Origin of the sequence: Algibacillus agarilyticus, assembly GCF_003286125.1 — a bacterium.
GTDB classification, from domain to species: domain Bacteria; phylum Pseudomonadota; class Gammaproteobacteria; order Enterobacterales; family Alteromonadaceae; genus Algibacillus; species Algibacillus agarilyticus.
In genome coordinates this window covers 36,745-52,028 of sequence record NZ_QMED01000028.1, presented here as the reverse complement: position 1 = coordinate 52,028, position 15,284 = coordinate 36,745, and the positions used below count along the sequence as shown (strand labels likewise).

Annotated in this window: 15 protein-coding genes; 10 read left to right on the top strand and 5 right to left on the bottom strand. The window is 40.9% G+C overall.

Going from position 1 to position 15,284, the window contains the following annotated elements; genetic code table 11:
* The first annotated feature begins 1 nt into the window (after position 1).
* The 4 genes from DPX34_RS17430 (at position 2) to DPX34_RS17415 (ending at position 4,418) form a co-directional block, all read left to right on the top strand.
* Positions 2-550: an SPOR domain-containing protein gene (locus DPX34_RS17430; protein WP_111979731.1), complete on the top strand. Its 549-nt coding sequence runs from the start codon at positions 2-4 to the stop codon at positions 548-550.
* 347 nt (positions 551-897) lie between these two features.
* On the top strand, positions 898-1,818 hold the full coding sequence (glyQ, locus tag DPX34_RS17425) for a glycine--tRNA ligase subunit alpha (RefSeq protein ID WP_111979730.1): 921 nt from the start codon (positions 898-900) through the stop codon (positions 1,816-1,818).
* Complete coding sequence (gene glyS / locus DPX34_RS17420; RefSeq protein WP_111979729.1) at positions 1,818-3,884, top strand: glycine--tRNA ligase subunit beta; 2,067 nt, start codon at positions 1,818-1,820, stop codon at positions 3,882-3,884. Before glyQ ends, glyS begins: the two co-directional genes overlap by 1 nt.
* A gap of 33 nt (positions 3,885-3,917) precedes the next feature.
* Positions 3,918-4,418 carry an early set domain-containing protein gene (locus tag DPX34_RS17415; protein ID WP_111979728.1) on the top strand — a complete coding sequence of 167 codons (501 nt, stop codon included), beginning with the start codon at positions 3,918-3,920 and terminating at the stop codon, positions 4,416-4,418.
* Between the two features lie 189 nt (positions 4,419-4,607).
* On the opposite strand, the gene trkA is transcribed toward DPX34_RS17415, so the two are convergent.
* From trkA to def, 4 genes are read right to left on the bottom strand one after another with little or no spacing between them, the layout of a single operon-like run.
* Complete coding sequence (gene trkA / locus DPX34_RS17410; protein ID WP_111979727.1) at positions 4,608-5,984, bottom strand: Trk system potassium transporter TrkA; 1,377 nt, start codon at positions 5,982-5,984, stop codon at positions 4,608-4,610.
* Between the two features lie 18 nt (positions 5,985-6,002).
* Entirely contained in the window at positions 6,003-7,298 is a 1,296-nt protein-coding gene (gene rsmB, locus DPX34_RS17405) for a 16S rRNA (cytosine(967)-C(5))-methyltransferase RsmB (protein ID WP_111979726.1), read from the bottom strand.
* On the bottom strand, positions 7,288-8,262 hold the full coding sequence (gene fmt / locus DPX34_RS17400; RefSeq protein WP_111979725.1) for a methionyl-tRNA formyltransferase: 975 nt from the start codon (positions 8,260-8,262) through the stop codon (positions 7,288-7,290). The genes rsmB and fmt overlap by 11 nt, the downstream gene beginning before the upstream one ends.
* Before the next feature lie 9 nt (positions 8,263-8,271).
* The gene (def, locus tag DPX34_RS17395; protein WP_111979724.1) at positions 8,272-8,787 is read right to left on the bottom strand and encodes a peptide deformylase; all 516 of its coding nucleotides are present in this window, start codon (positions 8,785-8,787) and stop codon (positions 8,272-8,274) included.
* Between the two features lie 127 nt (positions 8,788-8,914).
* On the opposite strand from def, the gene DPX34_RS17390 reads away from it, so the two are divergent.
* From DPX34_RS17390 to hemF, 6 genes are all read left to right on the top strand, one after another.
* Positions 8,915-10,012, top strand: coding sequence for a LysM peptidoglycan-binding domain-containing protein (locus tag DPX34_RS17390; protein WP_111979723.1), 1,098 nt, complete (start codon positions 8,915-8,917; stop codon positions 10,010-10,012).
* 94 nt (positions 10,013-10,106) lie between these two features.
* Positions 10,107-11,225: a DNA-processing protein DprA gene (gene dprA, locus DPX34_RS17385; RefSeq protein WP_111979722.1), complete on the top strand. Its 1,119-nt coding sequence runs from the start codon at positions 10,107-10,109 to the stop codon at positions 11,223-11,225.
* Between the two features lies 1 nt (position 11,226).
* Positions 11,227-11,700 carry a DUF494 family protein gene (locus tag DPX34_RS17380; protein WP_111979721.1) on the top strand — a complete coding sequence of 158 codons (474 nt, stop codon included), beginning with the start codon at positions 11,227-11,229 and terminating at the stop codon, positions 11,698-11,700.
* Between the two features lie 166 nt (positions 11,701-11,866).
* The gene (locus DPX34_RS17375) at positions 11,867-12,436 is read left to right on the top strand and encodes a DNA topoisomerase family protein (RefSeq protein ID WP_111979720.1); all 570 of its coding nucleotides are present in this window, start codon (positions 11,867-11,869) and stop codon (positions 12,434-12,436) included.
* A 117-nt stretch (positions 12,437-12,553) separates the two neighbouring features.
* Positions 12,554-13,144: an L-threonylcarbamoyladenylate synthase type 1 TsaC gene (tsaC, locus tag DPX34_RS17370; RefSeq protein WP_111979719.1), complete on the top strand. Its 591-nt coding sequence runs from the start codon at positions 12,554-12,556 to the stop codon at positions 13,142-13,144.
* Positions 13,141-14,055 carry an oxygen-dependent coproporphyrinogen oxidase gene (hemF, locus tag DPX34_RS17365; RefSeq protein ID WP_111979718.1) on the top strand — a complete coding sequence of 305 codons (915 nt, stop codon included), beginning with the start codon at positions 13,141-13,143 and terminating at the stop codon, positions 14,053-14,055. The genes tsaC and hemF overlap by 4 nt, the downstream gene beginning before the upstream one ends.
* On the opposite strand, the gene DPX34_RS17360 is transcribed toward hemF, so the two are convergent.
* The gene (locus DPX34_RS17360) at positions 14,052-15,212 is read right to left on the bottom strand and encodes an ABC transporter substrate-binding protein (protein ID WP_111979717.1); all 1,161 of its coding nucleotides are present in this window, start codon (positions 15,210-15,212) and stop codon (positions 14,052-14,054) included. The two genes, hemF and DPX34_RS17360, sit on opposite strands and share 4 nt — an antisense overlap.
* Positions 15,213-15,284: the final 72 nt, after the last annotated feature.

The window sequence follows — 15,284 nt, the reverse complement described above, 5'->3', positions numbered from 1 at the left end:
AATGATAAAAAAAAACGTTCTGCTTTTATGCTTACTCGCCTGCTCAATAACCCAAGCAGCGGCCTTTGGTAAAAAATATTATGTCCAGCTAGGTGCCTGCTACTTACAAAAATGTGTCGCTGATAAAGTAGCAAAGGCTCAAGCACAAGGCTGGCCTATCACCATACACAGAGCATCTAATACAACCAATTTGTATCAAGTGATCAGTGCATTAGCGCACGACGAAACTGATGTCGATATCTACTTAACCGAACTGCAAAAACATAAAAAACTCGCAGAAATAGCCGGGCTGGAAGGTGACTTATTAGGCTACCGCATTCAATTAGGCTATTACGAAAACGTTGCCGAAGCTTATCAAATAAAAGATCTAGCCGAACAGGTACTAACCGGTGAAAAAATCACGTTTTTAATGCACCGGAAAGTAAAGAAGAACGAAGCCAGTAAAATTTTAGTCGGCCCTTACTCTTCTGAAAAATCGGCTCGGGCACAGCGAAAAAAAATACGCGCCACCGATGATTTCCCACATGCATTTTTAATTATAAAAGAGTAAATACCCTCAACTATTACAATTAAATCACAACAAGATTTACCTCAACTTCAGCCCTAAAAAGCGGTATAAAATGAGAGAGGGTTAATCCAAAAACGGCACAGCAGACTATTTGACATAATTAATTCCTAAATGGTCGTTAAAATTGCGCAATATACAAGGTAAAGCTCTACTCTCAACATCCAGAGTGCGTTAGAATTCTCGGCATTTAACGCTCAACGTATAAATGAGTGTTTGCATAGCGCAAGTATAAATTAAATTGCTAAGTTTCCGGGTTAAACACCCTGCAACAAAATTTAAGCTTTAAACGCATATTTGTAACGATCACTTAATAGAAGAATATCCTATTTATGGAAAAGTACGACGTAAAAACCTTTCAAGGTTTAATATTGGCATTGCAAGATTATTGGGCTCAACAGGGCTGCACGATTGTTCAACCTTTGGATATGGAAGTCGGCGCAGGCACATTCCATCCGATGACTTTTTTGCGCTCAATTGGACCCGAGCCACATAATTGTGCTTATGTACAACCTTGTCGTCGTCCTACCGATGGTCGTTATGGTGAAAACCCAAATCGCTTACAACACTACTATCAATTTCAAGTGATATTAAAACCATCACCCAAGAATATCCAAGAACTGTATTTAGGCTCTTTAGAATTGCTTGGTTTTGATACCGAAACACATGATATTCGTTTTGTAGAAGATAACTGGGAATCACCGACTTTAGGTGCCTGGGGTTTAGGTTGGGAAATTTGGCTTAATGGTATGGAAGTAACCCAATTTACCTATTTCCAACAAGTGGGTGGTTTAGAATGCCGCCCGGTATCTGGCGAAATCACATATGGCTTAGAGCGCTTAGCCATGTATGTACAAGGCGTTGATAGCATTTATGATTTAGTTTGGGCTGATGGTCCGCTGGGTAAAGTGACTTACGGTGATGTTTTTCATCAAAATGAAGTTGAGCAATCAACTTATAATTTTGAATTTGCCGATGTAGACGCATTATTTAGACAATTTGATCAATGTGAAAAAGACAGCCAACTATTAATCGAAAAAGGCTTACCCCTTCCAGCTTACGAGCAAGTTATGAAAGCATCACATGCTTTTAATTTATTAGATGCTCGCCATGCAATCTCGGTTACCGAACGTCAGCGTTACATTTTACGTGTACGTACGTTAGCAAAAGCCTGCGCAGAAGCATATTACGCAGCACGAGAAGCATTAGGATTTCCGATGTTAAAAACAGCAAAAAGCGAAGGTGACAAGTAATGGCTGAAAATCTATTAATCGAAATTGGTACTGAAGAATTACCACCAAAAGCATTACGTAAATTAGCCCAAGCTTTTGCAGATAATATTGAAGCGGGTATCAAGCAAGCAGAGCTCTCATTTTCAAGCGTACGCTGGTTAGCATCGCCTCGTCGTTTAGCCGTTGTGGTTAACGAGTTAAGTGAACAACAAGCCGATAAAATTGTTGAAAAACGCGGCCCAGCTGTACAAGCCGCATTTGATGCCGATGGCAATCCAACTAAAGCAGCACTTGGCTGGGCTCGTGGTAACGGTATAAGCATTGAACAAGCAGAACGCTTAGAAACAAACAAAGGCGCTTGGTTACTGCATAAAGCCGAAGTTAAAGGCAAAACGGTCATTGATTTATTCCCTTCTATTGCAGAACAAGCTTTAGCTAAATTACCGATCCCGAAAGCCATGAGATGGGGCGCATCAGACACTCAGTTTATCCGTCCAGTCCACACAGCGACTATTTTATATGGCGCAAAATCAATTGATTGTGAATTATTAGGCGTTAAAACCGGTCTAGTGTTACAAGGCCATCGCTTTCATCATAAAGGCATGGTGCAAATTAACCATGCAGATGAATACGAAAACGTATTAAAAGAAGCCAAAGTTGTTGCCGATTTCAATCAACGTAAATCAGCGATAAAAGCCCAAGCAGAAGCCAAAGCCGCCGAGCTCAATGGCACCGCTGATATCGATGATGCTTTACTGGATGAAGTAACCGGGTTAGTCGAATGGCCAGTGGTATTGGTTGCATCATTTGAAAATGCGTTTTTAGCGGTTCCCGACGAAGCATTAATTTATACCATGAAAGGCGATCAAAAATACTTCCCTGTTTTAGACAAATCAGGTGCATTGATGAATAAATTCATCTTTGTTTCTAATATTGAAAGTAAAGATCCAGCTCAAGTTATTGCAGGTAACGAAAAAGTTATTCGCCCACGTTTAAAGGATGCTGAATTTTTCTTTGAAACGGATAAAAAGCACACGCTTGAAAGTCGCTTAGCCAGTTTAAAAACCGTATTATTCCAAAAACAATTGGGTACGGTATACGAAAAGTCGGAGCGCATCTCTGAACTAGCCGGCTTTATTGCCTCTAAAATTGGCGCTGACGAAACTAACGCCAAACGAGCAGGCTTATTAAGTAAAACCGATTTAATGACTGAAATGGTGATGGAGTTTACCGATGTGCAAGGCGTAATGGGTATGCATTACGCACGTATCGATGGTGAGCATGAAGAAGTCGCCGTTGCACAAAACGAACAGTATATGCCACGCTTTGCAGGTGACAACTTACCGCAAGGTCTGGTTTCATGTGCGGTCGCTTTAGCAGATAAATTTGATACATTAGCCGGTATTTTTGGTATTGGCATGTTGCCAAAAGGCGATAAAGACCCTTTTGCATTACGTAGAGCCGCAATTGGCTCATTGCGCATTATTGTAGAACGTGAGTTAAACTTAGATTTAGCTGAAATTACGGCTAAAGCGGTTAGCTTATTTGGCGATAAATTGTCTAACGCGTCGGTGGAAACAGATGTAGTTGAGTTTATTTTTGGCCGCTTCCGCACTTGGTATCAAGATCAAGGTTTTGCACCTGAGTTGATCCAAGCCGTATTAGAACAGCGCCCAACAGAACCATTAGATTTCGACCAGCGTGTAAAAGCCGTTGCAGAATTTAAACAGTTAGAGGCTTCAACATCATTAGCGGCTGCAAATAAACGTGTTGGCAATATATTAGCTAAATATGACGGTGAATTAACAAACAATGTCGATTCAGCCCTATTAACAGAAGATGCCGAAAAAGCATTAGCGGCTGCCGTAGCCGATTTAACAACACGCTTAGAACCGGTTTTTGCTGAACGCCAATATACACAAGCGTTAAAGGAATTAGCCACATTACGTGAAACAGTGGATAATTTCTTTGATAACGTTATGGTTATGGCGGATGATGAAGCGATTAAACAAAATCGTTTAGTTTTATTAAGTCAGTTACGTGGATTGTTTTTACGCATCGCGGATATTTCTGTTTTACAGAATTAATCAAGCGAGTTAATTAACAAATTGAGAGTTAACATGAAAATTAAATCGTTAATCTCTTTTGCTTTAGTGGCGGCACTCGGTTTGACCGGTTGTGCTAGCCAACCAAACGTTGCAAAAGAAGAAGACCGTTCAGAATATTTGTATCTACGCGGCAGTTTTACTTGGTTTGATGCCGAAGAAAGCTATAAAGTACAGCGAGAAACGGGACAGATTTATAAAACAGTCGTCGAATTAGTCGCTGATGGTCAAGCTTATGAATTTAAGTTTGCCGACGAAAGTTGGTCAAAGGGTAAAAACTGCGGTTACCAAGATAAGGCTCAAGATGAAGTGGTTACCATCGGTAATAAAGTCACCGCTAATTGCTCGGCTAAGTTTGAGTTTTTTCGCTTTACACCGGCCAACTCTGGAAAATATAATTTTTTTGTTGATTTCAGCACCAGCGATAAAGCCCCTCAAATTTGGATCACAGAATACCAACCTGATTTGATTGACCATATTGTTGATCCATTACAAAAAGCGATGCCAGATTTGTAAGCGTACACTATATTATTCCAATCGTCGTTAATAACGGGGCACGTTAGCGAGTTGAAAACGCTGTAACCGCGTTTAAAAATTAACACTGATTGTTATTAAACCCGTAAAAAAAGCATGTTGAATCACTTCAACATGCTTTTTTATTTATCGCGTATTTTATTTTGTTTTAGTTTAAACAAAAACAGCGCATTAGAAAAACAAGGCGCTCGGTTGAAAAAGCTTTTCAACTTCAGTGATGTATTTTTTATTGACTAAAAACATAACCACATGATCATCTGTTTCTATGATGGTGTCACTATGAGCAATAAGCACTTCATCTTTACGCACGATCGCACCAATGGTGGTACCCGGTGGTAACTTAATTTCGCTGATCATTCTGCCAACAACTTTTGAAGTATCTTCATCACCATGAGCAATTGCTTCTATCGCCTCTGCAGCCCCTTTACGTAATGAATAGACATTAACAATGTCACCTTTACGCACATGCGTTAACAACGCAGATATGGTGGCCTGTTGTGGCGATATCGCTATATCGATTTCACCACCTTGAACCAAATCAACATAAGCCCCATGTTGGATAAGTACCATGGTTTTTTGTGCGCCTAAGCGTTTTGCTAGCATCGCAGACATAATGTTAGCTTCATCATCATTCGTTACGGCAATAAAAACATCAACCTGTTCAATATGCTCTTCGTTAAGCAATTCAGGATCAGACGCATCCCCGGCAAAAACAATGGTTCGTTCTAATGTTTCAGATAAATAAGTCGCTCGCTCTTCATTGCGCTCAATAAGTTTAACTCGGTGTGTATGTTCAAGCTGACGCGCCAAACCTGCCCCTATATTACCACCACCGGCAATCATCACCCGTTTATAAGTTGCTTCTAATTTTTGTAATTCGCTCATTACCGCACGAATATGCTTCGTCGCCGCTACAAAAAAGACTTCATCGTCGGCTTCAATGATTGTGGTTCCCATCGGGCGAATAGGACGGCCTTGCCGATAAATAGCCGCCACACGTGTATCAACATGTGGCATATGTTGGCGTAGCGCCGACAGCGCGTGGCCAACCAATAATCCGCCATAATAAGCTTTTACCGCGACCAATGAGACTTTACCACTAGCAAAAGCCATGACTTGTAAAGCCCCAGGGTAATCGATTAATCGTCGAATATATTTGGTTACTAATTGCTCTGGCGCAATAATATGATCAACCGGAATATCGTGATTTTTAAATAACTGCTTACGAAAGTTGATATATTCTTGCGAACGGATCCGAGCTATTTTTGTGGGGGTATGAAATAAACTATAGGCAATCTGACACGCCACCATATTGGTTTCATCGCTATTAGTCACCGCAATGACCATATCGGCATCTTCAGCCCCAGCACGAGCAAGCACCGCAGGATGAGACGCATGCCCAACAACAACTTGCAAATCGAACTTATCTTGGAGCTCGCGCAAACGTGAAGTACGCTCGTCAACAATGGTTATTTCGTTTTTTTCACCCACTAAATTTTCAGCGAGTGTACGACCCACTCGCCCGGCACCTAAAATGATTATTTTCATTAAATCAGTGTAACCTGCTTATTGTTTTTGTAATTTAGCATAATAAAAACCATCCATATTTTGCACACCCGGCAAGATTTGCCAGCCCGGATCTTGATCCGTTTCTGTGTTAAAAATAGGGATCAATTTTGCATCCGGTTGCTGTTGTAAAAAAGCGGTTATTTGCTCTTTATTTTCGGCAGGCAAAACAGAACACGTAGCATAAACGAGTGTGCCTCCCGGTTTTAACATGGCCCACATTTGCTGCAATATTTTATTTTGTAGTGCGGCGAGCGTGGCAATATCCGTTTCACGGCGCAAATACATAATATCAGGATGACGCCTAATAACGCCGGTTGCAGAGCAAGGAGCATCTAATAGAATCCGATCGAATAAAGCACCATCCCACCATGTGGATTCGGCAGCATCGCCTGTTACAACCGTCGCATTGAGTTGTAAACGTGTTAAATTTTCAGTCACTCGCTTTAAGCGCTCATCACTCACATCTAACGCAACCACTTCTTTAACATCGGGGGTATGGCTGAGTATATGAGCGGTTTTGCCGCCCGGTGCAGCACAAGCATCTAAAATGCGTTCACCTGGTTGTGCATCGAGTAATAAAGCAGCCTGCTGGGCGGCTTTATCTTGTACCGCACAACTACCTATTGAAAAATCAGGTAATTTACTAACGGCAACAGCTTGCTCAAGCAATAACGTGTTTTCATATTTTTTATCTTGTTGATAAGGTATTTCAAGTGCATCTAAAGCTTGGCAAAATGAACTGGCATCATTTACTTTTGTGTTGACTCGCAACCAAAAAGGAGGATGTTGTAAGTTAGCTTTTACTATCTTTTTAAAACCTTTAGGGTAAGCTTTTTTAAGCATACTCAATAACCATTGAGGATGATTACTACTCACTTGCAAGCCCGCTGCTTTTGCTTTTTCAAGTAAGCTTTCTTTTTGCCGCTCAAAATTGCGCAACACACCATTGACCAACCCCGTTAGTTTTTCAAAACCTAACTGGCGACAAGCCTCTACCGTTTCGGCAATTGCAGCATGAGCCGCCACCCGATCAGTCGTTAACTGATACATGCCTAAACAAATCAAGTAGCGTGTTATATTGAGTTCTTTACTCAATTTTTGTTCTGTTAATTGATTTAAACAGAAAGAAAAAGTGGGTAATTGCCTAAGGGTTGAATAAACAAAATCTTGAATTTGTCCTTTATCACCCGGCGCCAAGGCATGGGTTTGTTTAACCATGCCGTCGCTTAATGAAACACCTTTATCTAATACTTGGCAAATGAGAGTTGCCGCAATAGCTCGATTATTTAACAAGAGGTTGTGCCTTTAATTGAGTGCCAACAGCAAACCAATCTTTGCGCGCATTAAGTGCGTCAGCCGCTGAAATTGGTTTTTTACCGGGTAATTGTATTTGCAATAAACGTAAAGCCTGTTCCGCCGTTTGCACCACGATACCTTGTTTATTGGCTTCGATGATCGTTCCAGGGGCTGCAGCGTTATCAGAGGGAATGACTTCAATTTGCCAAACTTTAATCGTTTGTAACTGTTCTTTATCATCTACTAATGTAAAAAAGCTAACAGGCCATGGGTTAAAAGCGCGAACACACCGATCAATAAAACGAGCGGGTTGTTGCCAATCAATTTGAGCTTCAGGTTTAGAAAGCTTTTTGGCATAAGTCGCCTGTGCATCGTCTTGCTTTTCAGCTTTCACCTGGCCAGCCGCTATTTTTGTTAAACATTCTAATAACGCGACGGGGCCGGTGTCGGCTAGTTTTTCATATAAGCTAGCCGAGGTATCAGTTGATTCGATTGGGGTCGTAACAATATGCATCATATCACCCGTATCTAAACCGATATCCATTTGCATGATCGTAACACCGGTTTCACTGTCTCCTGCCCATAAGGCTCGTTGAATCGGTGCAGCACCACGCCATTTAGGTAAAATAGAACCATGCACATTAATACAACCTAAACGCGGTGTATTTAAAATAGATTCAGGCAATAACAAACCATATGCCACCACTACCATAATATCAGCATTTAATGCCGCTAAAATTTGCTGTTCTTCTTCCGCTTTAAAATTTTCAGGCTGATATACAGGTATCTCATGTGTTAAAGCGAGTTGCTTTACTTGACTCGCCTGTAATTTTTTACCACGACCAGCCGGTCTGTCCGGTTGACTGTAAACACCGATCACATTATGTTCTGAGTTTATCAGTGCTGCCAAGTGTCGAGCTGCAAAATCAGGCGTACCTGCAAAAATGATATTGAGTGCCAAATTAAACCTCTATAAACCTTGCTTTGCCAGTAATTTGGCTTCTTTCTCTAATTTGCTACGAATACGCTGACGCTTTAAAGGTGATAAATAATCAACAAAAAGCTTACCGTTTAAATGATCTAGCTCGTGTTGCACACAAATAGAGAGCAAACCGCTGGCATCCATTGTAAACTCGTTACCGTCGATATCGAGCGCTTTTACGGTAACTTCATCAGCACGGTCAACCTTGGCATATACACCCGGAAATGATAAGCAGCCTTCTTCGTGTGTGCGAACACCACGTAGCTCAACGATTTCTGGATTAATGAAGGTTAATGGTTCGTTTTGTTCTTCACTGCAATCGGCAACAAAAATGCGCTCGATAATGTCAACTTGTGTTGATGCTAAACCAACACCACTCGCTTGATACATGGTTTCATGCATATCGGCGACTTTTGTTTTAATTTCTGGGGTGACATTAGCGACAGGTTTCGCTACAGTTCTAAGTCTTTCATCTGGGAATTTTAATACTTCTAGAATAGCCATAAGTGATAAACGTAATTCAATACTTTATTAGTGGATAAGGATGTGCTGTAATTCTAGTCATTTAGAGCCAATTATTACAGTGATAAAATAATAATAAGTCTCGTAATCTCGAGTTCGGAAGTAAAAAATGCTAAAAATAGCTCAAACAGTCTTACTATCGCTCTTTTTGAGCGCGGTTGCATTCGCTGATACCTTAACAATAAGAGACGATGCACCAAGTCAATATGTTGTAAAAAAGGGAGATACCTTATGGGATATCTCGGCAATGTATTTAAATAGCCCGTGGATGTGGCCAGAATTATGGGGAAAAAACCCACAAATCGACAACCCTCACTTAATTTATCCTGGCGATGTATTACGTTTAGTTTATGGTGCGGATGGTCAACCTCGTTTAGTGGTCGCCAGCTCACAAAATGTAGTGAAGGTATCGCCGACTAAACGCACAACAATCAAGCGTTATCAGCCCGTTGAAACGCTACCATTAAGTGAAATTACACCTTATTTGCGTTATGAACGTATTTTAATGGGTGATGAATTTAATAATGCACCGATGTTATTAGGTGGCACAAGCCACACTAAACGTAAAATAGCCGGCAACATGGTGTATGCAAAAGGCCGCTTAAACATCGATGAAATGTATGGTGTGTATAAAAAATCGCGTGAAATCATTGATACTGAAGGCGATGTTTATTATGAATTAAGCTTAGCTGGCACCGCACGTTTAATTGATTATGGCGGCGAAGGCGGCACACATAAAGTCCGTTTATTAACGAACTTAATGGAAATGAATCAAGGTGACCGTTTAATTCCCTTATTAAGTGACCAATCGTTACCGGCGAGTTATACATTAACGATACCTGAAGACAACATATCAACGACGATCTTAGCCACAAGCTCAAAATCATCTGAATTTGGCAAACTCGAAGTGGTGATCATTAATAATGGCTCTAACGACGGTTTGCGCACGGGTAATGTTCTCGGTATTTACAGTGCCAGTCCGAATATTATGATGGAAAAGGGCTTACCGGTTTATGAAGAAGACGCAAGCCAATTCACGCGACTGATGAACAAATGGCAAGATAAAAAATCTCATGTCATGCCTGTTGAAGTCATTGGCCAAATGGTTGTATTTAAAGTATACGAAGAAGTGAGTTATGCTTTAATCACTAAAAACAATCAAGTCGTACGTTTACAAGATACGGTAGGCATGCCTAAGTCAATGTAGCCTTAATCTGGCGTGTTTGTGTTGTAGCGACTAACCTGAATTTATATATATAAATTCTTTATGCTCAACACAAACAACTCAGCAAGGATGCTACATGACACCAACTGATGGCCTGCGTAACTGGATCATACTCGACTCAGTTAAATATTTAAAAAGTAAACACTTATTACAATTGCTCACTCGCTACACCGCTGAGCAATTGTGTAAAATGCCGATAGACGAATTACAAGCCATTGGCTTTTCAGCCGCTCAAGCCAAACAAGTCATCAACCCTGATGAAGCTCGTATTACCGCGTTAACCGCTTGGCAAACGCAACCACACCAACACATTCTTTATTATACTCATGCGGATTACCCAGACAATTTAACGCAAATTGCATCGCCTCCATTACTCTTGTTTGCTTATGGTGACCTCAGTCTTTTACAAAAAACACAAATAGCCATTGTTGGCTCTCGTAACGCCTCGCACTATGGGTTAGACAATGCATTTCAATTTGCCGCCGCATTAGCCCAGCAAAATATTGTTATTACCAGTGGCTTTGCTACCGGTGTTGATGGGCATGCGCATAAGGGGGCATTATCAGTTGGCGGCGGCACGATTGCGGTTTTAGGAACCGGCGTTGATATTATTTACCCTAAACGACATACCGAGCTGGCACATGAGCTTTATCAAAAAGGGTTAATCATTTCAGAGTTTCCGCCTGGCACACCTGCCCGAGCTCAGCATTTTCCCAGACGAAACCGAATAATAAGCGGTTTGAGCCGAGGTGTTCTCGTGGTTGAAGCCGCGCTACAAAGCGGGTCATTAATCACGGCTCGCTATGCACTTGAGCATAATAAAGAAGTGTTTGCGATCCCAAATCATATTCATGACCCTCGTAGCCGAGGCTGCCACAAGCTTTTACGCGAAGGCGCTAAGCTTACTGAAACCGTGGCCGATATATTAGAAGAACTCGTTCAGTATGAAGATATACAGCAACAATTTGACTTATTAACGTCTGAAAACAGCCATAATGCTGAAAAAAGTTCAAATAAAAACTTCACAAGTGACGATTTGTTGGTTAACTTAGATTATAAGACAACATCTGTTGATGTGCTGGCTTCGCGGAGTCAATTGCCGGTTGATGTTGTTTTAGCGCGACTGTTAGACCTTGAACTTCAAGGCCTTGTTGCTGCTGTCTCCGGCGGCTATGTGAGAACGAGGAGAGATTGATATGTTTGATATACTTCTGTATTTATTTGAAAACTACATTCACAGTGAGGCGGAAGTCTTTGTGAACCATGATGAGCTAACAGATGAGCTTCTCAAGGCGGGATTTGAAACAGACGATATCTACAAAGCGCTAGGTTGGCTCGAAAAATTAGCTGATCTGCAAAACGCTGATACGATCCCGTATTTAACAAAACATAGTTCGGCTTCAATTCGAATTTATACCGAAGATGAAGTGATGCGCTTGGATGCCGACTGTCGAGGTTTTATTTTGTTTTTAGAGCAAATTAATGTACTCGATTTAGAAACTCGTGAAATGGTCGTTGATCGCGTTATGGCACTCGACATACACGATTTCATGTTAGATGACTTAAAATGGGTTATCTTAATGGTATTGTTTAATGTGCCGGGGCATGAATCAGCATACAGTCAAATGGAAGAATTAATATTTGACGAACCTGATGGGCCTTTACATTGATCATAATAAATATTCGGCTAATACCTTCGTTTTAACGTTTTGGTTAGTCGAATTTGATTTTTATCATGCCAATTTCAGTATCAAACTCATACAACCAACCGCTTTTTAAGTTATCCTTATAAAATAACCTGAACCTTTAACAGATGAGTTTTCAATAAGGTTTACCATGTCTGACGATTCACCTTTATTTAGTGCTAAACAGCACGCCTTGCAAAAAGAATTTCAAACCTGCCCTGAATGTGATCATGAATTATTGATTAAAAATGGTAAATCGGGCCCTTTTATTGGCTGCACACAATACCCAACTTGTCATTTTACCCGCCCTTTACACCCTGAAACTGAGCGCTTTGAGTCTAAACCTATTCCTAATAGCCAGTGCCCAAAATGCAGTAAAATTTTAGCGGTCAAGAGTGGTCGTTATGGGCTATTTATTGGCTGTAGTGATTACCCTGTTTGTGATCACATTGAACATGAAAAACAACAGCAAGATGAACATGAAATCAGCTGCCCTAAATGCAATAAAGGGCAAATTCAATCTCGAACCAGCCGCTATGGTAAAACCTTTTATGCCTGCAATAATTACCCTGCCTGCAAATACTTAGTCAATTTTAAACCTATTGCTCAACCCTGCCCTGATTGTGATTGGCCGTTGTTATTAGAGAAAAAGCAACGCGGTAAAATTCAATTAATTTGCCCACAAAAAAGCTGTGGCTATAAACAAAAGCCAGCAGAATAATCGCTAAGCCAAAGATTAAAGACTCTGATTTAAATCAAATATTCATAAACGTCATAACATGCAATTTGCGTTGGTATGAGTATACTAGAAGCAAATTATGGTTATGTTTAATGTGATATGAATAAAGAATTTATTGTACCAAGCACAAAAAATAATTCGGTACATGCACAAGCCCAATACACTTATGAAAATGGCGGCGTGATTGCCTACCCAACGGAAGCCGTTTTTGGTTTAGGTTGTGACCCAGATAACGAAGCCGCGGTAATGAAGTTATTGGCAATTAAACAACGCCCAATCGAAAAAGGGTTAATTTTACTCGCGGCCAATTATTCGCAATTACGGCCATACATAGATGATTCGCAGATACCGCCAGATATACGGCTTGCCATTTTGTCACGCTGGCCAGACGCCATCACTCAAATTATACCGGCTAATAAAAACACACCGTCATATTTAACCGGTCAATTTACGAGCATTGCCGTTAGAGTAACAAGCCAACCTGATGTGGTTAAGCTATGCAACGCACTAAATAAACCAATCGTTTCGACGAGTGCAAATTTAACCGGCGATGAACCCGCTACCTCAGTTGAAACATTAGATCCTCGCTTAATAGACAAAATTGATTATGTATTGGCAGGACAAACACTTGGCTACAGCCAACCATCACAAATAATTAACGCTCTTACTGGAGAAGTTGTGCGCGCATGATAGATATAAATCACGTTATTGACGTATTAAAGCAATTACAAGATGATATATGCCAAGGGTTAGCATTGGCCGACGGCCAAGGTTCTTTTATCGAAGATAGCTGGCAACGAGCAGAAGGTGGTGGCGGGCGAACTCGAGTATTAACCCAAGGCGCCGTCATAGAACAAGGCGGTGTTAATTTTTCATCAGTTTCAGGTAACAAACTCCCACCTTCTGCCACAGCACACCGCCCAGAATTAGCCGGTAGAACCTGGCAAGCCTGTGGTGTATCTTTGGTAATTCATCCTCATAGCCCGCATATTCCCACCTCACATGCTAACGTACGTTTTTTTATCGCAGAAAAAGAAGGTGAAGATCCCGTTTGGTGGTTTGGCGGTGGATTTGATTTAACCCCTTTTTATCCAAATGAAGAAGATTGTATTCATTGGCATCAAACGGCTTATAACTTATGTAAACCATTTGGCGATACGGTTTATCCTGATTATAAAAAATGGTGTGATGAGTATTTTTATCTTAAACATCGCAATGAAACACGCGGCGTTGGCGGTTTATTTTTTGATGATTTAAATCAGTGGGATTTTTCGACTTGTTTAGATTATATCAAAGCCGTTGGGCAAGGCTTTTTAGACGCCTACATTCCGATTATAAACAAACGCAAAGCATTGCCAATAACCGAGGCACAACGTCAATTTCAGCTCTATAGACGCGGCCGTTATGTCGAGTTTAATTTAGTTTTTGATCGCGGTACTTTGTTTGGCTTGCAATCTGGCGGGCGAACAGAATCCATTTTAATGTCGATGCCGCCACTTGCGCGATGGGAATATAATTACCAACCCGCAGATAGCTCAGCCGAAGCAAAGCTAAATCACTACCTCAAGCCAATTAATTGGCTTGAAAAGTTAAAAACCTAAAATGACTTTTTACCGGCGACTTGAATAGTCTGATTAGCACTAAAATGATAGCGTTTTAGCTTAGGGTTAAAGCGCTTACTCAACATTTTAAACTGGCTCTCATCCCACTCTGGCTTTTGTAAAAAGGCACCTAATGTATCAACATTAGTTTGGTTTAATATACTAAAACGCGTTTTTACAATAACGCCAGCATCATCAATAAAATCACGACGGCTGGCATAATCGGCTAACAGAATGAGAGACCAACCGGCTTCCATAAAGTGTCCGCCTAAACTAAAATCGATTTGCTTATCTTTAACGTAATCAACCGTGCGTGGCGACCAATCAATACTCCCGATTAATGCATGCTCACCCGCAATTAAATTATAATGGTTTAAACCTTCAACAACGCCATAAGCCATCGAATCATTACCAGCCCAAAATAAATCAATACGGTTATGACGCCCTAACGCTTGCACGGTTTGACTATAAGCCATTTGCTGTTGCCAATTAGCATGTACGGTTTGCAAAAGGTTAATATTTTTATTGTATTTTAAAGCGCGTTTAAGTCCGGCCTCGCGCTCACGCGCCACGGCACTATAACTATGACCCGTTAATGCCAACATATTTAACTGGCAACGATTATCTGCACATTGCGCGCGCTTAGTCGCAGAGCTTATTAATTGCTTAGCCAATACGAAACCACCATGCACATCATCAGGCGACATATGACCAAGCCAATGTTTATATTGGGCGCGAGGCTCACCCATTTCAGCCCATTTTTCAGCGGTTAAGTTAGAGTTAATTGAAATAAATGGCAGGCGGCGCTGTTCAAACACTTTCAATAATTTGTCTTCGCCTTTTAACCAAAAAGATGCAATCGCAAAATCAGGCGGAGTCGCTCGTCTATCTAAGTATTTTGCGGTTTCATCGGCAATAGCAAAACGATTGCGCGCGTCGGCAGGCATATAATGCACATCAAGCTTAATGTTTAAGCCTTTACTAACCGCTTGAGCAAAAGCGACTTGCGAATCCCAAAATTCAGCGCCTTTATCCGCATTCACAAAAAACACAATATTCGCGATAGGTTTTTCTGGTGCAACAGCACTCCACGCAAAGTTAGCCCATCCGCATAGAGCCATCAGAATAAATTTAATCAAAAATGAGGAGGCTTTCATGCAGGGTCCCAGAAGAAGCTAATATTTATTTTATTACAATAAAGTAACATATTTTTAATGTCGCTGCATTTT

Bases quoted from the DNA above. Each gene is read 5' to 3' on its own strand.
- DPX34_RS17430 (WP_111979731.1), top strand. From the start codon at position 2: ATGATAAAAAAAAACGTTCTGCTTTTATGCTTACTCGCCTGCTCAATA.
- glyQ (WP_111979730.1), top strand. From the start codon at position 898: ATGGAAAAGTACGACGTAAAAACCTTTCAAGGTTTAATATTGGCATTG.
- glyS (WP_111979729.1), top strand. From the start codon at position 1,818: ATGGCTGAAAATCTATTAATCGAAATTGGTACTGAAGAATTACCACCA.
- DPX34_RS17415 (WP_111979728.1), top strand. From the start codon at position 3,918: ATGAAAATTAAATCGTTAATCTCTTTTGCTTTAGTGGCGGCACTCGGT.
- trkA (WP_111979727.1), bottom strand. From the start codon at position 5,984: ATGAAAATAATCATTTTAGGTGCCGGGCGAGTGGGTCGTACACTCGCT.
- def (WP_111979724.1), bottom strand. From the start codon at position 8,787: ATGGCTATTCTAGAAGTATTAAAATTCCCAGATGAAAGACTTAGAACT.
- DPX34_RS17390 (WP_111979723.1), top strand. From the start codon at position 8,915: ATGCTAAAAATAGCTCAAACAGTCTTACTATCGCTCTTTTTGAGCGCG.
- dprA (WP_111979722.1), top strand. From the start codon at position 10,107: ATGACACCAACTGATGGCCTGCGTAACTGGATCATACTCGACTCAGTT.
- DPX34_RS17380 (WP_111979721.1), top strand. From the start codon at position 11,227: ATGTTTGATATACTTCTGTATTTATTTGAAAACTACATTCACAGTGAG.
- DPX34_RS17375 (WP_111979720.1), top strand. From the start codon at position 11,867: ATGTCTGACGATTCACCTTTATTTAGTGCTAAACAGCACGCCTTGCAA.
- tsaC (WP_111979719.1), top strand. From the start codon at position 12,554: ATGAATAAAGAATTTATTGTACCAAGCACAAAAAATAATTCGGTACAT.
- hemF (WP_111979718.1), top strand. From the start codon at position 13,141: ATGATAGATATAAATCACGTTATTGACGTATTAAAGCAATTACAAGAT.
- DPX34_RS17360 (WP_111979717.1), bottom strand. From the start codon at position 15,212: ATGAAAGCCTCCTCATTTTTGATTAAATTTATTCTGATGGCTCTATGC.